This is a genomic window from Photobacterium damselae subsp. damselae (assembly GCF_038086725.1).
Classification (GTDB): Bacteria; Pseudomonadota; Gammaproteobacteria; order Enterobacterales; family Vibrionaceae; genus Photobacterium; species Photobacterium damselae.
In genome coordinates this window covers 1370032-1390999 of record NZ_CP146970.1, presented here as the reverse complement: position 1 = coordinate 1390999, position 20968 = coordinate 1370032, and the positions used below count along the sequence as shown (strand labels likewise).

Genomic DNA, 20968 nt, shown 5'->3' with positions numbered 1-20968 from the left:
CTCCCTACCCTTCAATTAACTTCATCAATAAGTGGCCATCATACATTGCCTGCTTAACTAAGGCGGCACCAGGCATGGTTGCTTGTGTATAAAAACAACTTTCCATAATATCTAAATCACGGTTGTACAGCGGGATCGACTGAGTTCGAACGCATTCCATAATGGCTGGATATAACACACTTTTGGCACGATTAAATTCGCCACCAATTAAGATACGTTGAGGGTTAAACAAATTCACCATAATCGCAATGGCTTGCCCTAAATTATGACCTAACTCAGAGATAATTTGTCGTGCTAATGCATCCCCTTCAACCGCAGCATCACAAATACGTTCAATGGTCACTTTTCCACCATGCAGTGACGATGGGTGGCCATCCCGAAGACACTGTTCTGTTTGCTCAAGAACCGCTTGAAGACTGGCAACGGTTTCTAAACAGCCATGATTGCCACAAAAACAGCGGCGACCAAATGGCTTTATTTGAATGTGTCCAAGTTCACCTACGTTACCAATACTGCCTTGAAGCACACTGTCATCAAGCACAATACCCGCGCCTACCCCATGATGAATCGAAATGAGCAGTGAATTGGCTACCCCTTGAGAGTGACCAAACAACTTTTCAGCCAATGCCCACGAGCGAGTATCATTGCCAATAAAAACAGGGAGCCCCGTAGCCTGATGGATAACAGGCCCTAACGGCAAGTTTTTTACATCATAGTGAGGCATTTGCAACACCATGCCTTCTTTAGCATTAACAAGTCCTGGTAATGAAACGGCAATGGCGGTAATTCGATCAAGCTCACTCACATGTCGGGCGAAGAAAATATTGATCTCACCAAGGAGTTTCTCAATAAGATCATCTTGATGCAATTCTGAGATCTCTTGACGCTCTTCCACTAAAATATCGCCACCCAATTCATGCAAAGCGATGGTTAAATAGCCTCGACCTATGCGAATTGAGAGAAATTGCCACCCCTCATTATTAGGAATTAAACCAATGGCAGGTCGACCTCGGCTGGTCGATTCTTGGTATTGGGTCTCTTTGATCAGATGAGCATCAATTAATTCACGAGTGATTTTAGTGATACTTGCTGGAGCCAACTGACTTCTTTTTGAAAGCTCAATGCGCGATATAGGGCCGTATAAATCGATAAGCTTATAGACGCTCCCGGCATTGTTTCTTTTTATGTGATCTATGTGTCCTGGTTGGGCGACATACATGTCAGTACTCCGTAATACAAATCGAGAGAAAAGCGTCGAAAATGAATTTTTTTACTTTGCGAAGTAATTGTGAAGTCTTTCATGCCAACTCCGTGATATCCATCACGTGGAAACAATAAAAGACAACAGATCAGGCTTCTGCCATAATATCGACCAGTGAGAAAATTTCTTCTCTAAAATAAAGAAGAGCTCTATTTATTCATTTTGTTCTAACGACATGAGGTTTATCGTGTACAAACTAAACGAAGTCTTTGAGACCATTCAAGGTGAAGGCGTATTTACTGGTGTTCCAGCCATTTTTGTACGTTTACAAATTTGCCCTGTTGGCTGTTCATGGTGTGATACCAAGCAGACCTGGTCAGCAGAGCCTCAAGACTTTACAACGTTAGATCGTATTATGGCGAAAACTGGTGATTCACCATTGTGGACAGAGATCGACGCACAGGGCATTGTCTCTTTGTTACAAGATCAAGGCTATACCGCAAAACATGTGGTTATCACAGGTGGTGAGCCATGCATTTATGATTTACGTCCATTAACTCAAGCGTTAGAAGCATCTGGCTATCAGTGCCAAATTGAAACCAGTGGTACTTCTGAGATTCAAGCAACGGAAGCAACTTGGGTAACGGTTTCTCCAAAGATCAATATGAAAGGCAAATTGCCAGTATTGGAAAAGGCGTTATCACGAGCAAACGAAATTAAGCATCCTGTTGGTACCCAAAAAGACCTAGATCAACTGGATGAATTGCTCAATGGTGTTGCTTTACGATCTGATGTAACCATTGCATTGCAACCTATTAGTCAAAAACCAAGAGCAACCGAACTTTGTATTGAGACCTGTATTAAACGCAACTGGCGATTATCTATACAGACTCACAAATACTTAGCCATTGCTTAGATTGGCATAACCGCCTATTATCAGTAATCAAATAAAATTTAATACCTAATACGTATTTGCATAAAAGTTGAGCGATTAATTGTACATTTCGAGACCATAGCGAAATTAATTATGGTTTCATACCCTTACAAGACTTGATGCCAAGCGTAAGAAAGGTAATATGGACACTTGGACTGTATATTAAGCACAATTTGATCGTGCCTTAACGGAGAAGAATTTAAACATGACTTACGCGCCTGTAACTGACGTGCTAAGCGGTAAACTAGCTGTAGACAGTGAAGTAACTGTTCGCGGTTGGATCCGTTCTCGTCGTGATTCCAAAGCTGGAATCTCTTTCCTTGCCATTTATGACGGCTCTTGTTTCAACCCGATTCAGGCCGTGGTTCCTAACGAGTTAAATAATTACCAGTCTGAAGTGTTAAAACTGACTACTGGTTGCTCTGTTGAGGTTACTGGTAAAATTGTTGAATCTCCTGCTCAAGGTCAAGATTTTGAACTAGCAGCAACCGACGTTAAAGTAGTTGGTTGGGTTGAAGATGCTGATACTTACCCAATGGCGAAAACTCGTCACTCAATTGAGTATTTACGTGAAGTGGCTCACCTACGCCCTCGCACTAACGTAATTGGTGCGGTTGCACGTGTACGTAACTGTCTAGCTCAAGCGATTCACCGTTTCTACCACGAGCAAGGTTTCTTCTGGATGTCTGCTCCACTTATCACAGCATCTGACTGTGAAGGTGCTGGTGAGATGTTCCGTGTATCGACTCTAGATTTGGCTAATCTGCCAATGACAGATAAAGGCGATGTAGATTTTGACAAAGACTTCTTTGGTAAAGAAACATTCCTAACAGTATCTGGTCAGCTAAACGCTGAAGCTTATGCTTGTGCACTAAGCAAAGTATACACTTTCGGTCCGACTTTCCGTGCTGAAAACTCAAACACAAGCCGCCACCTAGCTGAATTCTGGATGGTTGAGCCTGAAGTTGCTTTTGCAGAACTTGATGATGTTGCAAAACTGGCTGAAGACATGCTGAAGTTTGTATTCAAAGCAGTACTAGAAGAGCGTCGTGACGATCTTGAGTTCTTTGCACAACGCATCGACAAAGACGCAATCACTCGTCTAGAGCAATTTGTATCTTCTGACTTTGCTCAAGTTGATTACACTGATGCAATTAAGATCCTACAAGATTCTGGCCGTAAGTTTGAGTTCGACGTTGAGTGGGGCATTGATATGTCTTCTGAACACGAGCGCTTCCTTGCTGAAGAGCACTTCAAAGCTCCTGTAATCGTTAAGAACTACCCTAAAGACATCAAAGCGTTCTACATGCGTATGAACGAAGATGGCAAAACAGTAGCGGCGATGGATGTTCTAGCACCTGGTATCGGTGAAATCATCGGTGGTTCTCAGCGTGAAGAGCGTCTAGATATCCTTGATGCACGTATGCGTGAAATGAACATCGATCCAGAACACATGAACTGGTACCGTGACCTACGTCGCTACGGTACAGTGCCTCACGCTGGTTTCGGTCTAGGCTTTGAGCGTCTAGTTTCTTACGTAACTGGCATGGGTAACGTACGTGATGTAATCCCATTCCCACGTACTCCACGTTCTGCAAACTTCTAATAGTTTGGAATGATAAAAAGGCTGCTCTGTGCAGCCTTTTTTGTATTTGATAAAAGGAAATAGGCATGGAGCAACACGATTATCACTCTCTTATCATTCAATCTCTTGCAACGCTAAAACAGCAAAAACCTCTGGTCGTCAATTTAACTAACTATGTGGTTATGAATAACACGGCCAATGCCTTACTTGCTATTGGAGCCTCCCCTATCATGGCCCACAGTCGTGATGAACTGGCTGAACTCATGGCGATTTCTGGTGCTCTTGTCATCAATATAGGTACCTTAGATAGCCATTGGATACCACGGATGCATTTTGCTATCGAACAGGCTAATCGTTACAACAAACCTGTTGTTATTGATCCTGTTGGATGTGGAGCAAGTCAATTACGAACCCAAACCGCTCAAGATTTAGTTGCCCTTGCTAATAACGTTACCATTCGTGGCAATGCATCAGAAATTATTGCATTAGCCGGCCACACAAGTAATAGCAAAGGCGTTGATGCCCAAGACTCTACAGCTCAAGCTTGCAGTGCTGCAAAACAACTTGCTCAGCAATATCAGTGCAGTGTTGTTATCTCTGGCGAAACAGACTATATCGTAGATGCTGAAACTACTGTCACCATCACAAATGGTCATGCCATGATGCCACATGTTACAGGAATGGGATGTACTCATACCGCATTAACGGGTGCATTCGCTGCCATTGGAGAGACAACAGGAGTAACAGCAACGGCACTCTTAGGTATCGCAGGGGAAATTGCAGCAAAAAACTCAGCAGGCCCTGGCTCTTTACAAGTTAATTTACTCGACACGCTCTACCAATTAGATAGCGAGATCATTGAACACCGATTACGCTTATCTGTAATAGTCTGAGTATATTCATCATGAGAGGATGATATGCATAATTACCGTTTATACTTAGTAACTGATGAAAATCAGGATATTGAAACCCTTAAATTTGTCATAAAAGAAGCCATTGCAGGTGGCGTAACTATGGTTCAATTAAGGGAAAAACATGGCAATGTTCAAGAGTTTATTCACCGAGCACTTGTTGTTAAAGCTCTACTCATAAATACGGGTATTCCACTCATCATTAACGACCGTGTTGATGTCGCGCTAGCTGTTGATGCAGATGGTATTCATCTTGGACAATCTGATATGCCCGTTGCGATTGCACGTCGCCTATTAGGTAATGATAAGATCATTGGTCTGTCTGTTGAAAACAGCCAACAGCTCGATGAAGCACAAAATCTACCAATCGACTATATTGGGTTAAGTGCAATCTACCCAACACAAACTAAAACAGATACCGTTTATTACTGGGGAATTGATGGTCTTAAACAAGCCGTCGAGACAACTTCCCTGCCTATTGTCGCCATTGGTGGTATTAACGATAAAAATATAAGCAATGTATCGGCGACAAAAGTAGCAGGTATCGCGCTTGTCTCAGCAATTGCGCATGCCAAATCACCTAAAGAAGCATGTATTAAATTACTTCAAAAGATGTAATACCCATTGAAAAATTCACAAAGAGAATAAATAAATACTACCGAGGAATTACATTATGATAATTCCTCTATAATTAATATTTTTTATTAATGCCACAAAAAATACTCATCTTATTTTATACCTCCCATTATTGAATTGCGTTCAATTAGGTATAAACTGCCTTGCTTCTTTTGCTACCCGACTCTAGAAGAATGAATCAAGATTACCAACACAGCCTTACTCAATGTAAGCTATTTACCTTTTTCAAAATCTGTATTGTTAGTCTATTTCTGTTTTCACTGGCTTATCAGGGTTACAATGTATACCGCATAGAAAATCTACAGCAAACAATTATCTCAACATACCAAGAGCTATTTTCGATCAGTCGTCGATTTTCTTCGTATTACAATAATGCTGAAGCTGAAAAAATGAATTCTGGCACCTATGAAAAACATGGTGTTAGTATCATTGTAAATCAAGAATCAGAAGTTAAAGCTTTATCTGAAGGTATAAAAAAACTAAAAATTGAGCTAAACCGAGTAGCACCAAATAGCATTTGGACTATAGCTGTTCTTGAAAATCCTGCTCTTTATGGGCACTTTGACCCATTACGCCAAGAATATCGTGAAGGTTACGCTACCTATACAAAAAATTCTCTTATGAATCGTATCGTTCGCATAGAAGGCATCGAAGATACATACAAGCATTTTTATGGTTGCAACATCAAAATGACCGATAGTTATCTTGAGCAAGGAACTAATAAAGCTGTACGTACTATTTATTACCCTATTTATAATGATAAAAAACTAGAATCAATTCTAGCTATTGATATTAAATCAGATCTAATTAGTAAAATAATCAATGGCTATAACAAAAATGAATTAACTGTTATCAACAATAACAATAAAATTCATAATATATACAACGTTAAATTTTTGATCCCTTGTGCATCAAATCAACCTATTGTTATAGGAATCAATTATATTGATATACTTAAGCGTTCATCTATGCTTGCTTTGGTTTTTTCAACAATAGTTTTTATATTTTATCTTAGTGTTGAAAATAAAACGCACTTTTTGCAAAGAGATAAAATGACAGGATTCTACCGTCGAGATTTTTATGAAAATAAACTCAATAAATTAGATAATTTCTCGATGTTAATTATTGATATCGACAATTTTAAACAGATCAATGATACCTATGGGCATAAAAAAGGTGATGATATTATACATTACGTTGCCAAAAGGATTCTTGACAATATTAGACAAAAAGATATCGCTATCCGTTGGGGCGGTGAAGAGTTCATTATCATATTTAATTCTATGGATTGTTTATCCCTTTACTCTCGTGCGGAATATATACGTAACTTAATCAGTAGAGATCCTATTTGTGGATTAGATGTAACCATATCTATTGGTGGATTATGTGAGCAAGATACTACCTTTACTGAATCTTACAGACGAGCCGATGCTGCTTTATACGAATCTAAACATAATGGAAGAAACCGAGTAACCATTGTATGATCAAGTACTTTTTATCTGTTAGACAAGAGACCAACTTACAAAAATTAGGTTATGTAGTACTGTCGTTTTTTCTCGTACTGGGAAGCTTCGAAGTTTCTGGTTTTTCATACAGTAACATTACATCTATTCAGCAATTTTCTCTACCATCAGGTGTTATGGTTGCATTAGTGTACCTACTTGGTAGTTCGGCGATAATGGGAACTTTTGCTAGTTTACTTTGTTACTATACTTTCTTTAAATATATTGATAGCGGTGCAGCTTATGTTTATACATTAATATTAACAATTACATTAATTCTATCACTATCATTTATTAAATGGGTTAGATACCATAATCACTCGACAAAGTTGATTTTCGGATTCTTTGTTTTCCTATTTCCAGCACTATCATCTTTAACGTTAATAATATTTACACCGGACTCTTTCCGTTTTGATTTTACACTAAATTTATTCCTTGCAGATTCAATCAGCATTTTATTATTGTCACCTTTAGTCGGAACCTTATTCTTACTTATTTATAATAATAAAACTCTAAAAGAATATATAATTGATGATATTTCTGAAATAAAGAAAAATTTATTAATAAAAACAATATTAATTGGCTTTATCATCCTTGTTATGCTTTTGGGTGTATTACAACCTATTAGCTATATGGCTTATATCTTATTAATGCCACTATTAATTGTAGCTGTGGTTGTGATACCTGTTATTTGTCAAATTATATTAATAAATATAAGTTATTTTATACTATTAAGCAGTTGTTATATTAATAGTAACGATATTAACTTTATAAACAATAAATTAACTATTTTCTATATGATGGCAATCATTGTTTTTATCATACTTGATTTTAAAGTCAGCTTGAAAAAAGAAATTAAAGATCATAAAAAACATGTTTTCGTTGATACTTGCAGTTCTCTCGGTACGTATCAAAAGCTAGAATCAGACAGTCAAAACAAAACAGATTTTTTAATTGCAGCGATTGATCTTCAAAGCTTATTTAAGTTTCCGATAAAAAAGCGAGAAACAATTATCATTATGATAGCAAAATTGCTTAAAGAAAAGACAAGTCTTTATGAATCTGCTTATCTTCTTTACGACTTATCATCTTTGGTCATTTTATTAGATGATAATAGTCGAGCGCTATCAAAGCTAAAATCATTTAGTGACATAGTGAATGATACTTTGGAACAGCACAATATTAATTACAAACTGGGTAAAGTATTTTATATGCGCTGTGAAAACTATACTCGCCTAAAAGTTGTGATTAATCATTTACATATTAATTCAAAATTGGCAGATCCCTTATCGGAACAAAAGCTTATCAACTGTGACAATAATGAGATTAATGATTATATCTCATTTCTAAGCTATATCGATGACAAGCAGATCAATATTGCTTATCAAAATTATTGCTCTACTCAAGGAGAAGAACGCTGCTTTGAGGTATTATCACGTTTTAATTTTAACAAAAACTTTTTAAACCCTGAACGCGTATTTACCTTTGCCAAGCGTTTAAACCGCCTTGAAGCTTTAGAACAAAAAGTTAGCAGAAAGGCCCTTAATCATATAAAAGAGCTGCCAGAATCTGACTATCAATATGCATCAATTAATTTTTCACCTGACTTTTTATGCTCAACAAGATCCATCAATTATTTCATAAACCAATTGGAAGTTTTAGAAATTTCACCTGATAAAATCTGTATTGAATTAGTTGAAACAGGAGAAATTGAAGATGTTACAGCGTTAGTTGATAATCTTAATCTACTAAAGTCCATAGGCGTAAAAATTGCCCTTGATGATTTTGGCAAAGGGCATGCAACTTATGAAAAGTTATTTAACTTACCTATCGATATTGTAAAAGTTGACGGCTCATTAGTCCGTTTTTGCGATCAAGATTTAATGAAACAACTCATTATTGAAAATGTATGTAAGATTTCATCAATGCGTAATATTAAAGTTGTCGCTGAATGTGTGGAAACACTTGAAGAAAGAGAGATATTAGAACAATTAAATATTGATTATCTTCAAGGATATCTGATTCACAAGCCTGCACTATTTTAGTATCTCTGCCTAAAAAACAAGCATCTTAGATTTACAAGGTGCTTGTTTTCCCCTCAATAACTATGAAATCACATTCATTTATAATTAAGAATATTAAATCTCAATAATATCTATTGCGTAAATTTTCATAATAAAATGCATTCCTTTAGCGGCAAATCTCTCAACAGAAAAGATTAAAACAATGTTTTATAACGATAATTTGATTTGATTTTGCGATAGCAATCACTTTATTCTGTGCGCCAATAACTCAACATGCAGTCATAACATGATACATATCGCTTAATGAGAGCAATTTTCAATGCACTACTTACATTTTGTCCTTGGCTTAGTTGTGGTTGCCGCACTAGCCTTATTAGCAAGTAAAGATCGAAAGAGTATTAAACTTCGTTATATTGTCCAATTATTAGTCATTGAAATTGGTCTAGCTTATTTCCTTTTAAACTCATCCGTCGGCACAGGGTTTGTTACTACATTAGCAGATGGCTTTGACCACTTAATGAGTTATGCAGCAGAAGGTACGAATTTCGTCTTTGGTGGCCTAATCAACGACAGTCAATTTGATTTCTTCCTTCAAGTGTTGATGCCTATTGTTTTTATCTCTGCTTTAATTGGTATCTTACAACATACAAAAATCCTTCCAGTTGTTATCCGTTTTATCGGTTTTATCCTTTCTAAGATTAACGGCATGGGTAAACTGGAATCTTTTAACGCAATCAGCGCATTAATGGTTGGTCAATCAGAAAACTTTATTACCTATAAAGATATCTTAGGTAAAATGTCTGAGCGCCGTATGTATACGTTAGCAGCAACAGCGATGTCGACTGTATCTATGTCCATTGTTGGTTCATATATGAAATTAATTGAGCCTAAATACGTTGTTGCAGCACTGATTCTTAACATGTTCAGTACCTTCATCATTCTTTCGGTTATTAACCCATACGATCACGAAGCCGAAATTGACTTTGATGACATGATGGTAGTTGATGAAGAAGAAGAGAAAAAACTTACTTTCTTTGAAATGTTAGGTGAATACATCCTAACAGGTTTTAAAGTAGCAGTAATTGTAGCAGCGATGCTAATTGGCTTTATTGCTATCATCACTATGATTAACCAACTATGTAGCCATGCCTTTGGTATTAGTTTCCAAGATATGATTGGTTACCTATTCTACCCTGTTGCTTGGATCTTAGGTATTCCGGCCCACGAAGCACTACAAGCAGGTAGTATTATGGCAACTAAGTTAGTGTCTAACGAGTTTGTGGCCATGATGTCGCTACAAAAAGTGGCTTCTCAATTATCAGCCCACACAATTGGTACTATCTCTATCTTCCTAGTTTCTTTTGCAAACTTTAGCTCTATCGGTATCATCGCTGGTGCGGTTAAAGGGGTAAACGAAGAAAAAGGTAATATGGTGGCTCGTTTCGGTCTTCGTCTACTGTACGGTTCAACATTAGTTAGTATCCTATCTGCAATGATTGCAAGCTTAGTACTAGCGTAATTATCAGCAACTTTCCTATCTTCCAAAGCGTGCTTTTTTATAAGCGCGCTTTTTTATTATTTAAACTCCCCAAACCATGTGCTCTATACCTCAAATCCTTCATATCCTCTATCTAACCAAATAAATCCATCTACACTTATAGACAACCTAAAATCTCTACAATGCTGCTGCTCTGTTTTTTATGAGGCAATAAATATGGATATTCAATTATCAATAGACAATGGAATTGCACAATTAACCCTAGATAGGCCGCAAACCTATAACGCACTCACGCTCAATATGTATCAAGAACTAGGTAGACACTTTATAGAGCTAACGAACAACCCAGAAGTTAAGATTATTATTTTAACTTCAAGTAGTGATTTCTTTTGTAGTGGTAATGATATGTTTGACTTTCAAACGATTGGGCACTGCTCAGAGCAAGAGATTCAAAAACATCGCCTTGATATCGAAAGCTTTATGTTTAATTTTATCAATTGCTCTAAACCCATTATTGCCGCTGTCACAGGGCCAGCAATCGGGATTGGAACAACTCTACTGCAATATTGTGATTATGTTGTCGCAAGTTCGCACAGCTATTTTCAAACCCCTTTTACCGCATTAGGTCTTTGCCCTGAATTTGGGGCCAGTACGGTGCTAGAAAAGCTCGTCGGTACCAGAAAAGCGCGAGCGATGTTACTATTTAGTGAAAAAATGACTGCAAATGAAGCACATGAGCTTGGATTTGTTAATGCAATATCAGCTAAACCGATCAAACACAGCTATGAGATTGCAGGACAATTGCAGCACCTCTCTATCAATGCGATAACTCACTCCAAGAGAATGTTAAAAGATATTCAATATCATAACCTTGAAGAAACCATCAAACAGGAAAATGATTTAATCTTTCAGCTTATTCAACAACCCGATGCTCAAGCACGAATTGAGAAATTTATCGAGAAAAGTCGAAGATAAGAGAGTGTGTCGTTACAAAATAATCACAAAAAAGACCAATAAGAAATATTTATCAAGATAATTTGTTGCAAAATCTTGTCAATCTTCCATGTATAGAGGTATAAAGGAAAACGACCTTTTTACTTTTTGCATGGAAGATACTGATGTTTGAAAAAATTTCTGCAGCACCAGCTGATCCTATTCTTGGTTTAACTGAAGAATTCAAAAATGACCCTCGTGTTGAGAAAATTAATCTTGGCGTAGGTATTTATAAAAATGAACAAGGCCAAACACCTGTTCTTGCTACCGTTAAGAAAGCAGAAGCTATCCTTCTAGACAAAGAAACCACCAAATCTTACCTCAGCATTCCTGGTACTCCAGAATACGGTCTAGCTGTACAACAATTGCTGTTTGGAGCAGATGCAAAGCTTATTGCAGATAAACGAACTAAAACGGCTCAAGCTCCTGGTGGTACTGGCGCACTTCGAGTGGGTGCTGAGTTTATTAAACGCCAATTAGGTGATGTAACAGTATGGATCAGTAATCCGACATGGGCTAATCATCATGGTGTATTTGGTGCTGCAGGTTTAGAAATCAAAACATACACATACTATAACCCTGAAACGAAAGATATTGATTTTCCTGCAACCCTTGCAGACTTAAACCAAGCGAAAGCAGGTGATATCGTTCTATTCCACGGCTGCTGCCATAACCCAACCGGTATTGATCCAACAGCAGAACAGTGGCAACAACTGGCCGATCTTTGCAAAGAGAAGCAATTGCTACCTATGTTTGATTTTGCCTACCAAGGCTTTGCTTCAGGTGTAGAAGAAGATGCTCAAGGCCTTCGTCTTTTTGCCGAGCAATTGGATGAACTACTCATTGCGAGCTCTTTCTCTAAGAACTTTGGTCTGTATAACGAACGAGTTGGTGCCTTTACGCTTGTTGCGAAAAATGCCCAAGAAGCAGAAGTCGCTTTTAGCCAAGTTAAATCTATTGCACGCGTTATTTATTCGAATCCACCAGCCCATGGTGCTGCTATTGTAACGGTGATTCTAAATGACCCAGAATTACGTGCTGAATGGGAACAAGAAGTGGCAGAGATGAGAGATCGTATTCAAGAAATGCGTACTCTATTTGTTGACACATTAAAGTCTCTTGGCATTGACCGCGACTTTAGTTTTATTGAACAACAAAACGGCATGTTCTCTTTCTCTGGCCTTAACAAAGAGCAAGTGCAGCGCTTAAAAGATGAGTTTGGTATTTATATTGTTGGTTCAGGCCGTATTAGTGTGGCAGGAATGACAAAGGCGAATATGATGCCATTGTGTCAAGGTATTGCGGCTGTTTTATAGCGGTAGTTAATTATAATAATGAGGATAGTCGTTTACTTTTAAGTAGCGTCTATCCTGATTTATCTAACGGCAACACATTACAAAACAACTCTCTTTCAAACTGTCGCTCTAAATGCTCTTTCCATGGCCTATCTGATATTGGCACTAAATAGAATTTTTCTCGATGAGTATCCGTCACAAAGGCCATGCCATGACGCATTAATTCGTAGTGGATATCGTTAATAAAACCTAGTGTGAAATTTTGCCTACCCGTTAACATATTAATGTCTTCACGCGTTAAGCTGACCCCGACCTCTTCTTCGGAAAATCGATGCCTTAACCAATCAGCAAACTCTCTTGCACTTACCATTGTCATTCGGTAGCCCCCATAAATGAGCTCATCTTTTTGTTAACTATCTATAATTTATAGTCGAAAACAGAGAGATTTTCCTAAACAAAATAAGATAATAGTCGAAAGAATCAAAGTGATATGAATTGAATTGCTTAGAGATAAGCGAAGAAAAAGATAAGAGAGATACCCGCCCCTAGATATGGAAGCGGGTGAACAGAAAATTAAGCGGCTTTGTATAGCACTTTATTTCCTGACAGCTGGATGCGCTCAACAAGGTTTTCTTCAACTAGCTTCTTTAGTGCGCCAGTTGCCCAAGATGCGGCTTTACTGTCCTCTTGACCAGCTTCAAGACCAATACCTTTAGGGTTGATACCATCAGTATTTGCTTTCACAATATCCAAAACTTGTTGCTGCTTTGGCGTTAAGTTTACTGATGTTACGACTTCAGACTTTGCTACTTCAACTTTCGCAGAATCTTTTTTCTCTACAGTTTTTGCCGCTGGCGCTGCTTTTTTCACATCGGCTTTTGGCGCTTCTTTTACAGATACTGTATCTGCTACTACCGTTGCTTGGATGCGTTTTTGCAGTTTAAGCTGAACTTTACGTTTGTGAGAGATTCTCATTAAATTTCCTACTCCGTTGCACTACTTTCAGTCACCACTGAACCAGCGGGTAAAATCAAGGCGCGTTTTATATCAAGTATGTCAGGGGAATGCTAGTAACTGCTCAAATATAGAGCAAAAAAAGGCAACTTATCTTAAATATTGATGCATATTTCTCAGATTTTTACTTTGTTGATATACATACCAAGGCACAATACTGAGCAAATATTAACCATTACAAATTGAAGCAACTCTTTGCCAAACGTCTATTGTTCTTCCAAAATTATTAATATACGTAAGACAATGAAAAGAGGCATATAGATGAGAACAACTTATATCTGTTCACCGAAGCTTTCTTCATATTCACACATGACGATCATTGCGGTTGCATTAATTATTGCATTTAGTGCCTTGATATACTTTGTTCCAGGAATAAACATCAGCCTTATTGCTCTGATCTTTTTAGCTATTTTTACTCTCATTGCACTCTATAGCCTCACACGCTCTCCCTCTGTTATTTTTTCATTAACCTTTATGCATATGCAATTTCATAGCCATACAGGAGGTTGGTTGATTCAATGGAACAATGTGCAGGCTGTAGGTATCGCCACAATCGAAACTCAAGGGTGGCATCATAAGATCCCTTGGATAGGAATTAGATTGAAAAATTACGACCAATTTCTTAACAGTATTTGTTTAAGAACTGCGAGTAAAATTATGACAGAACAACGGGATCTTCTGCTTATTGCCTATAAACAAATTCAATCTCCGCAACACGAACTGGAAGATATCTTATTTGATGATAGTGTGTACATCATGGAGGATGGTAAAGAATTAACAGGATTACTCGCGACGCTTGCCAATAGAATGCGTTACAATCGCGAGTATTTAGGGTATGACTTTTTCATTTCTGACGATCTGGTCGATCGCCCTATCGATGAATTTATTGGCTTAATAAGACGTTATATGGCCGCAGCTTAAGCAAAAGCTATCGCTTCCTCTACCAACATACTCTCTAGCGTAATATTTCGGTCTCTCATTTTTGTTGCCAGTCGCTGCTGAGCTATAATCTGTAACTGACGAACACGCTCACGCGTTAAGTTTACAGCAGTAGCCACTTCTTGAAGAGTATGCGGTTCATAACCAAATAAGCCAAATCGACGAGCGATAATTTCACGATCGCGCGGTTTTAACTCAGATAATAATATCGCCAATACTTCTGCTTGATCTTCTTCATTTAACAGTTCTGTGTGATCTAATTTACTATTATCAGGAATAATCTCAGAAAATTTGGCACCTTCCTCAAACTGGTCATCTAGTGAAGAATAACGTCGTTCATACTTCAATATTTTTTCAATTTCTTCTTTGGGACTGCCTGTTAAAGCTGAAACTTGATCAATCGTAACTTGCTCTGATTTGGTCGACATTTCTTTAAATGTTGAATAAATAGTGCATAGTTCTTTTGAGATATGAACAGGTAAGCGTACTTCACGAGAGTGATTATGAATAGCACGATCCATTGCCTGCTTAATCCACCACGTTGCATAAGTAGAAAAGCGATAACCGTAGTCCGGATTAAATTTTTCGACAGCGGTGATCAAACCAATATTTCCTTCATTGATTAAATCATCAAGATCTAAACCTCGATGCTGCATCTTTTTAGCAATGCTGACGACTAAACGTAAATTGCTTTCAATAAGCTTTGCACGTGCTTTTTGATCGCCTACCTGAACTTTAATACTTAATTCAATTTCTTCTTCTTTAGTAAGTAAAGCTCGCGATCGTAATTGTTTTAGGTAAATACCCGTTACTGATTGAATATCCATTTTTCTACAAAACCATAACATCCATATTGTTACTATTTTGTATCGTATCCATAGAAGAAAATAAACAGATAACAACCATTTATCACTTATTCACCAAATATTTCATTTTTCACTGAATAAAAACCTTCTGAATAAAATAAATTATAGTTAAAACTTGATAAATCAGTAAAAAACGACCCAAAAGCGTCAAAAAAATGTGATTCTTAGCATATAAAGAAGAGATCACGTCAAAAACGTTAAATTTAACATTTTTGTCAAATTATCTTTTGAGTAATCGCTACAGATTGTGCTTTTAAAAATGGTAATAGCAACAAACCTATAACAGCAGACACTGCTGCAAGTACAGTAAAGAATCCTGTCCAATGATAATGTTCAACGACTATAGCCAATGGATAACCAGATAGCGCAGCTCCCATATAAGCAAATAAGCCAACAAAACCTGTGGCTGCACCTGCAGAATTTTTGTGCGAACACTCGGCAGCAGCCATTCCTATAAGCATCTGAGGACCAAAAATAAAGAAACCGATAGCAAAAAAACATGCCGATTGCAGAACATAACTTTTAAACGGCATCAACCAAAGAGCGGCTACAGAAAGAAAAATTCCGATGGCAAAAATCAGATTCATCGGGCCGCGGTTTCCGCCAAATAGTTTATCCGATCCCCACCCTGCGACTAAAGAACCCACAAATCCCCCAATTTCAAACAGAGAGATCGCGCCATTAGCTGAAATCAAACTGTAGTGAAACTGCTCTGTTAAATAGAGATTACCCCAGTCATTAATACCCGTTCGAACGATATAAACTAAGACATAACTGAATGCCAACAACCAGATATATTTATTTTTAATCACATATTTATGCAATATATCGCGACTGCTCAAGCCTAAACCTTCATTCTCCTGAGCAATTTCTAAGTGATCTTTTCGCCATCGGCCAACGGAAGGAAGACCTAAGGTTACAGGCTTATCACGTAATCGCCAGCAGATGAAAAGGCCAATCACTACCGCAATAATACCCGGCAGCATAAAGCCGTACCGCCAACCAAAATGCAGAGTTAAATAACCAACAACTAAAGGGATTAACGCACCACCAACGTTATGAGCGGTATTCCACAGAGCCCACCAAAATCCGCGCTCAGAACGAGAGTACCAAGTCGTCAATAATTTTGAACACGATGGCCACCCCCACCCTTGGAACCACGCATTAAGCACCCACAATATGGCTAGCATATACAACGAGCTCGAAAGGCCAAAAACGATATTAATAATGCCTGTTGCGATCAGTCCAAGCCCCATAAAATAACGAGGATTCGATCGGTCTGAGATAATGCCAGAGAAAAACTTTGAGCATCCGTAGGTAATATAAAAGAGTGTTCCTATAAGGCCAATATCAGCTTTATCGAGCCCAAGGTCAGCCATCATCGCTGGCATCGCGTAATTAAATGTTTTGCGCGAAAAATAAAATCCAGCATAACCGATATACATAGAGACCATGATGTGGAAGCGCCAATAATGATACTTCTGATCAATTTCTGTTTTGTCTTCTATCATGGTTGATGGGTAATGAGATCGTAAAAATCCAAACATAGCGCTTCTCAAGAATTAGATTTGTGGCAAACGGACATGCAGTTGGGTTCCACTTTTAATTTGCTCAGAATATTTAGGGGTAGACGTAATGGAAAACTCCCCTCCTAAAGCTTGGACTCGCTCTCGCATACCGCGAAGACCAAAACCTTTTAGCGTGTCTTCTTGTTTAAAGCCAATACCATTGTCCGAAATAGATAACTCAATTTGCTCATCAAAATGGAAATTTAATACAACCTTGGTCGCTTGGGCGTATTTAGCGATATTGTTTAATGCTTCTTGGCATATTCGATACAAAGTAACATTGGTTTCATCATTAAATGTGATAGTTTCAGATTGTTCTGGAAACCAATTCAACTCCACACTCATCTGGTGGCTACGCAGTTCAAAAATGAGTTGTTCAATCGCAGCCTTCAAGCCAAGATCGTCTAAGGTCTTTGGCCGCAATTGTGTGAGTAGGCCTTTTGTTGTGTCATACACATTTAAAGACAAGCCTTCAATCATAGAGGCACATTTTTCACCCATTGGCGATGTTTCAACTCGCTTCAAAATACCCGCTTGCATTCTAATGGCCGTGATATTTTGTCCAATCTCATCGTGCAACTCACGAGCGATATTTTTACGAACTGACTCTTCGGCCTTAACTAATTGACGAGACAAACTCTGATTTCGCTCTAACTCATGGCGTAAATACAAATTCAGTTCACGTTGTCGTTGAACACCAATACCCAGCAAAATCCCCGTCAAGGTTTGAGCTGAAAGAGATAACATCAGGTCGGTGATTTCAATATTGGTGACGCCACTTCTCACGGCAATTAACGCAATACTATTGAGTAAGGTACCAAGTAGAGCACCTTGCCAACCATAACGAAACGCCAGCAGAATAATAGGAATAGCTAAACAAAATGGTGCAAAGCGCTTTAGTTCTTCAGGTAAAAGCAACTGAGCCAAAATACTCAGCAAAAACACGACCGCATAGACAATGACATGTCTTGCACGAAGGGCAACAGGATAAGCGACGACATTCGCCGTTAATGGAGACCATGATTGTTTAAACAGATAGTTCCAAATCAAATAACAGCTTGGCACAATCATTAAGCCGCCAGTGATTGAAACTAAGAACACCAGACCACTTGATACCCCTTGATGGCTGACAATCAGCATATTCAATAATGACGTTATGCCGATAACTGCCCCGAGGATACTTAATTGATACCACTGAGTTGCTGATGGCGCCTCTTTACTTAAATAAAATTTATCGGCATACCAAACAATAGGTAGCGATGCGATACTGCTGATAAGAACAGATATCCATTGAGGCTGAGCTAACAAAATAGCCAACGATATGGTTAAAAACCACTCAGCGCCATAGAGTACAAACCAATATTTTTTGGGTGTATGCAGCACCATCCCCAAACGAAAAGCAAAGGGGAAAAAGAGAATGGCTAACTCCGCCTCCATGATGAAGTAAGATGAAATGATCCACAAACAGAACCAAGTGCATAACACCAGAAAAAAGCTACAAATGGATGTCACAATGTAGTTGCGCATTACACCAGATCACCATGGAAATACTGGGACAGCTCAACATTATTTTTTACTCCGAGTTTTTCCATAGCATTAGCACGATGGACATGAACTGTTTTATGACTGAGCCCTAATTCAGCCGCAACGGTTTTAACGTCTAACCCTTTAGCTAAAAGCAATCCAATTTCTCGCTCACGTTTAGTTAAATGGACAGAAGCTTGTTCGTTATCTTCTTGTTGCACCAAATTGATTTCAATATCAGGTGAAAAATATTGTTTTCCTGTAGCAACCGAACGAACTGCATCAATTAATTCATCCGGACTACAACGTTTACTTAAATAACCAACAGCGCCACAAGATAATGCCTGCTCTATCACTGCAACAGAGTCATGAACACTCAACATAATACAAGCGATGCCAGAAGGAATATCTTTAAGCAGAGATAAACCACTCTCATCAGGCATAGAAATATCTAAAATACACACATTTGCCTCTGTTCCTGGGAGGCCAACTCTAGCTTCTGCAGCGGATCCAAATTCACCAACAACTTCAATATCATCTTCTAAAGATAGCAATTGTGAAAACCCAGAACGAACAATCATATGATCATCAATAAGTACAACCTTGATCATAACGGCCTCTCAAAATGTCAGAGAATAAGATAAAGTCTATAACTTGGTTCTTACTCTTAGAAGTTAAAACGAAAAAACCACTTTATTACTTAAAATAACAAAGTGGTTTTGAGTACCGATATCTATTTATGCCTTATTGATCAGTACAAAGGCATTTCGTCGGCAACAAATGGGTTACTTGCTCTTTCTCGTCCAAACGTTGAAGACGGTCCATGGCCTGGAATAAATGTCACATCATTTCCTAACGGCCAGAGCTTTCCTTTGATTGAATTGATCAAAGTTTGATAGTCACCACGAGGGAAATCGGTTCTGCCAATGCCACCATTAAACAATACATCGCCAACAAAAGCCACTTTCGCAGAATCACTAAAGAAAACAACATGGCCTGGCGTGTGTCCTGGTGTATGTAGAACAGAGAGGACTTCCTCACCAACGGTTACTGTATCGCCATCTTCTAGCCATTGAGTAGGATCGAACGATTCAGTCATTGGGAAACCAAACATTTCGCTTTGACGGGGTAACCCTTGTAACCAGAAAATATCTTCTTTTTGAGGGCCAATAACAGGAACGTTCAACTCTTGTGCTAAAGGTTCTGTGCCACCAACATGATCCAAATGACCATGGGTAAGTAGGAGTTTAGTGACAGTTAGACCCAACTCTTGAACGTGCTGTTTGATGACATTGATATCACCGCCTGGATCGATAATAGCGGCTTGATTTGTCTTATCACACCAAACAATCGAGCAGTTTTGTTGAAAAGGTGTTACGGGTACGATTCGATATTGAAGACTCATAGCGTCATGTTTCCTAGATTTAACTCTGTAAAAGCATGCCATGGTTCCATAAAAAAGAAAATGCTTCTCTTGTGAAAAGCGAACAAACACCTTATACCAAATTATTCTTGCTGAACCTCGCACCTTATAGCTACTTGGGTATATGCTATTTTTCTTATCATTACATTAATAACAACACTCTTAATTTAAATACGGCTAAGTCACTTATATAAAGTTCCCTTATATTTGTATTATATTTATTATCTAAAATTAGGCATAAAAAAAAGCCCAGAGAAATCCTGGGCAAATATTTGAACGTAAAGTAACTTTTAATTAGTTATATAAAAAATTAACGTATCCATATCGATTAATTGTCATATAAATAACTTATTCATTTGTTTATATATCATCAATTGTAATAGGTATTAATAATGGATTATCCACGCCACTGACGAACAGGACCTGTATCTATATGAACAAACCCACTTTTTGGATAATAACCGACGCCACCAATATTTAATTCCATTGCAACTCGTCGTACTTTAGATAATGGAATACCCTCTAAATTAAAATCAATTGCTTGCCCTGTCATATGATAGCTTTTTTTTGCCACCCCACCACTACGACGAGCTAACATCTTATTTGTTGCTGGAGAACGATACCCTGAAATAATTTGAGCTTGGCCTTTATGACCTAGTACATCTTGAATATGTGCGATAGTATCAAATAAGCGTTTATCCATTCGAGTCGCTTCATTCTGACGAAAATCACGACACAAATGATTCATTCTTTTTAATTCACTATAAACATAACCATGCCCATTATAATATTCCGTTTCTAGATTCTCACCTGTGTGAATATTACATAATGAAATAGTTCTTGGATCTTTTGCTTTGAATGGTGTTGCAATTGCCGTCCCAGGCAACGCACATGCACCTAGCGCCAGTCCACCAGCGATCAATAGCTGACGGCGCGAAATATGAATATCTGACATTTTAATAAACCAAATGAATTACATTAAAGACTTCAGGTCAAACCACCTCATTAATGAAAAACACAATAACTACGGCTTAATAATCCGTCAAACCCCAAAA

The 20968-nt window shown here is 38.1% G+C and carries 19 protein-coding genes; 10 read left to right on the top strand and 9 right to left on the bottom strand.

What is annotated here, in order from left to right:
• Positions 1–4 precede the first annotated feature (4 nt).
• The gene (locus WAX86_RS06260; RefSeq protein ID WP_005299830.1) at positions 5–1219 is read right to left on the bottom strand and encodes an ROK family protein; all 1215 of its coding nucleotides are present in this window, start codon (positions 1217–1219) and stop codon (positions 5–7) included.
• Between the two features lie 229 nt (positions 1220–1448).
• On the opposite strand from WAX86_RS06260, the gene queE reads away from it, so the two are divergent.
• The 9 genes from queE (at position 1449) to WAX86_RS06215 (ending at position 12600) form a co-directional block, all read left to right on the top strand.
• Positions 1449–2117, top strand: a complete 669-nt coding sequence (gene queE, locus WAX86_RS06255) for a 7-carboxy-7-deazaguanine synthase QueE (RefSeq protein WP_065172370.1) — start codon at positions 1449–1451, stop codon at positions 2115–2117.
• A gap of 223 nt (positions 2118–2340) precedes the next feature.
• Positions 2341–3741, top strand: coding sequence for an asparagine--tRNA ligase (gene asnS, locus WAX86_RS06250; protein ID WP_068969561.1), 1401 nt, complete (start codon positions 2341–2343; stop codon positions 3739–3741).
• Between the two features lie 65 nt (positions 3742–3806).
• Positions 3807–4613, top strand: coding sequence for a hydroxyethylthiazole kinase (thiM, locus tag WAX86_RS06245; RefSeq protein ID WP_237035297.1), 807 nt, complete (start codon positions 3807–3809; stop codon positions 4611–4613).
• 24 nt (positions 4614–4637) lie between these two features.
• Positions 4638–5249, top strand: a complete 612-nt coding sequence (gene thiE, locus WAX86_RS06240; RefSeq protein WP_068969563.1) for a thiamine phosphate synthase — start codon at positions 4638–4640, stop codon at positions 5247–5249.
• A gap of 407 nt (positions 5250–5656) precedes the next feature.
• On the top strand, positions 5657–6751 hold the full coding sequence (locus tag WAX86_RS06235; protein ID WP_341489282.1) for a GGDEF domain-containing protein: 1095 nt from the start codon (positions 5657–5659) through the stop codon (positions 6749–6751).
• Entirely contained in the window at positions 6748–8814 is a 2067-nt protein-coding gene (locus WAX86_RS06230; protein ID WP_341489281.1) for an EAL domain-containing protein, read from the top strand. Before WAX86_RS06235 ends, WAX86_RS06230 begins: the two co-directional genes overlap by 4 nt.
• A gap of 298 nt (positions 8815–9112) precedes the next feature.
• On the top strand, positions 9113–10312 hold the full coding sequence (locus WAX86_RS06225; RefSeq protein WP_065172365.1) for a NupC/NupG family nucleoside CNT transporter: 1200 nt from the start codon (positions 9113–9115) through the stop codon (positions 10310–10312).
• A 195-nt stretch (positions 10313–10507) separates the two neighbouring features.
• Positions 10508–11266, top strand: coding sequence for an enoyl-CoA hydratase/isomerase family protein (locus WAX86_RS06220; protein WP_148109271.1), 759 nt, complete (start codon positions 10508–10510; stop codon positions 11264–11266).
• A gap of 143 nt (positions 11267–11409) precedes the next feature.
• Complete coding sequence (locus WAX86_RS06215; protein WP_112163052.1) at positions 11410–12600, top strand: amino acid aminotransferase; 1191 nt, start codon at positions 11410–11412, stop codon at positions 12598–12600.
• A 49-nt stretch (positions 12601–12649) separates the two neighbouring features.
• Here the strand turns inward: WAX86_RS06215 and WAX86_RS06210 are convergent, their stop codons facing one another.
• The gene (locus tag WAX86_RS06210) at positions 12650–12955 is read right to left on the bottom strand and encodes a hypothetical protein (protein ID WP_036764044.1); all 306 of its coding nucleotides are present in this window, start codon (positions 12953–12955) and stop codon (positions 12650–12652) included.
• 197 nt (positions 12956–13152) lie between these two features.
• Positions 13153–13554, bottom strand: a complete 402-nt coding sequence (locus WAX86_RS06205) for a hypothetical protein (protein WP_044175837.1) — start codon at positions 13552–13554, stop codon at positions 13153–13155.
• 300 nt (positions 13555–13854) lie between these two features.
• Here WAX86_RS06205 and WAX86_RS06200 point away from each other — a divergent pair, with 300 nt between their 5' ends.
• The gene (locus tag WAX86_RS06200; RefSeq protein ID WP_341489280.1) at positions 13855–14514 is read left to right on the top strand and encodes a DUF2982 domain-containing protein; all 660 of its coding nucleotides are present in this window, start codon (positions 13855–13857) and stop codon (positions 14512–14514) included.
• Here WAX86_RS06200 and WAX86_RS06195 read toward each other — a convergent pair.
• From WAX86_RS06195 to WAX86_RS06170, 6 genes are all read right to left on the bottom strand, one after another.
• A complete protein-coding gene (locus WAX86_RS06195) occupies positions 14511–15359 on the bottom strand; it encodes a sigma-70 family RNA polymerase sigma factor (protein ID WP_341489279.1) in 849 nt (282 codons plus the stop codon). The genes WAX86_RS06200 and WAX86_RS06195 overlap by 4 nt on opposite strands.
• Positions 15360–15613: 254 nt before the next feature.
• The gene (locus WAX86_RS06190; RefSeq protein ID WP_065172361.1) at positions 15614–16945 is read right to left on the bottom strand and encodes an MFS transporter; all 1332 of its coding nucleotides are present in this window, start codon (positions 16943–16945) and stop codon (positions 15614–15616) included.
• Between the two features lie 15 nt (positions 16946–16960).
• Positions 16961–18493 (bottom strand): signal transduction histidine-protein kinase/phosphatase UhpB, encoded by a 1533-nt coding sequence (uhpB, locus tag WAX86_RS06185; protein ID WP_065172360.1) that lies wholly within the window; start codon positions 18491–18493, stop codon positions 16961–16963.
• On the bottom strand, positions 18493–19101 hold the full coding sequence (uhpA, locus tag WAX86_RS06180) for a transcriptional regulator UhpA (protein ID WP_065172359.1): 609 nt from the start codon (positions 19099–19101) through the stop codon (positions 18493–18495). Before uhpA ends, uhpB begins: the two co-directional genes overlap by 1 nt.
• A gap of 140 nt (positions 19102–19241) precedes the next feature.
• Entirely contained in the window at positions 19242–19895 is a 654-nt protein-coding gene (locus WAX86_RS06175) for an MBL fold metallo-hydrolase (protein ID WP_005299864.1), read from the bottom strand.
• A gap of 415 nt (positions 19896–20310) precedes the next feature.
• Positions 20311–20868 (bottom strand): YcbK family protein, encoded by a 558-nt coding sequence (locus WAX86_RS06170; RefSeq protein WP_065172358.1) that lies wholly within the window; start codon positions 20866–20868, stop codon positions 20311–20313.
• Between the last annotated feature and the right edge of the window lie 100 nt (positions 20869–20968).

What these genes read in the sequence shown, in the direction of transcription:
- WAX86_RS06260 (WP_005299830.1), bottom strand. Translation starts at nt 1,219, where the DNA reads ATGTATGTCGCCCAACCAGGACACATAGATCACATAAAAAGAAACAAT.
- asnS (WP_068969561.1), top strand. Translation starts at nt 2,341, where the DNA reads ATGACTTACGCGCCTGTAACTGACGTGCTAAGCGGTAAACTAGCTGTA.
- thiM (WP_237035297.1), top strand. Translation starts at nt 3,807, where the DNA reads ATGGAGCAACACGATTATCACTCTCTTATCATTCAATCTCTTGCAACG.
- thiE (WP_068969563.1), top strand. Translation starts at nt 4,638, where the DNA reads ATGCATAATTACCGTTTATACTTAGTAACTGATGAAAATCAGGATATT.
- WAX86_RS06235 (WP_341489282.1), top strand. Translation starts at nt 5,657, where the DNA reads ATGAATTCTGGCACCTATGAAAAACATGGTGTTAGTATCATTGTAAAT.
- WAX86_RS06230 (WP_341489281.1), top strand. Translation starts at nt 6,748, where the DNA reads ATGATCAAGTACTTTTTATCTGTTAGACAAGAGACCAACTTACAAAAA.
- WAX86_RS06225 (WP_065172365.1), top strand. Translation starts at nt 9,113, where the DNA reads ATGCACTACTTACATTTTGTCCTTGGCTTAGTTGTGGTTGCCGCACTA.
- WAX86_RS06220 (WP_148109271.1), top strand. Translation starts at nt 10,508, where the DNA reads ATGGATATTCAATTATCAATAGACAATGGAATTGCACAATTAACCCTA.
- WAX86_RS06215 (WP_112163052.1), top strand. Translation starts at nt 11,410, where the DNA reads ATGTTTGAAAAAATTTCTGCAGCACCAGCTGATCCTATTCTTGGTTTA.
- WAX86_RS06210 (WP_036764044.1), bottom strand. Translation starts at nt 12,955, where the DNA reads ATGACAATGGTAAGTGCAAGAGAGTTTGCTGATTGGTTAAGGCATCGA.
- WAX86_RS06205 (WP_044175837.1), bottom strand. Translation starts at nt 13,554, where the DNA reads ATGAGAATCTCTCACAAACGTAAAGTTCAGCTTAAACTGCAAAAACGC.
- WAX86_RS06200 (WP_341489280.1), top strand. Translation starts at nt 13,855, where the DNA reads ATGAGAACAACTTATATCTGTTCACCGAAGCTTTCTTCATATTCACAC.
- WAX86_RS06195 (WP_341489279.1), bottom strand. Translation starts at nt 15,359, where the DNA reads ATGGATATTCAATCAGTAACGGGTATTTACCTAAAACAATTACGATCG.
- WAX86_RS06190 (WP_065172361.1), bottom strand. Translation starts at nt 16,945, where the DNA reads ATGTTTGGATTTTTACGATCTCATTACCCATCAACCATGATAGAAGAC.
- uhpB (WP_065172360.1), bottom strand. Translation starts at nt 18,493, where the DNA reads ATGCGCAACTACATTGTGACATCCATTTGTAGCTTTTTTCTGGTGTTA.
- uhpA (WP_065172359.1), bottom strand. Translation starts at nt 19,101, where the DNA reads ATGATCAAGGTTGTACTTATTGATGATCATATGATTGTTCGTTCTGGG.
- WAX86_RS06175 (WP_005299864.1), bottom strand. Translation starts at nt 19,895, where the DNA reads ATGAGTCTTCAATATCGAATCGTACCCGTAACACCTTTTCAACAAAAC.
- WAX86_RS06170 (WP_065172358.1), bottom strand. Translation starts at nt 20,868, where the DNA reads ATGTCAGATATTCATATTTCGCGCCGTCAGCTATTGATCGCTGGTGGA.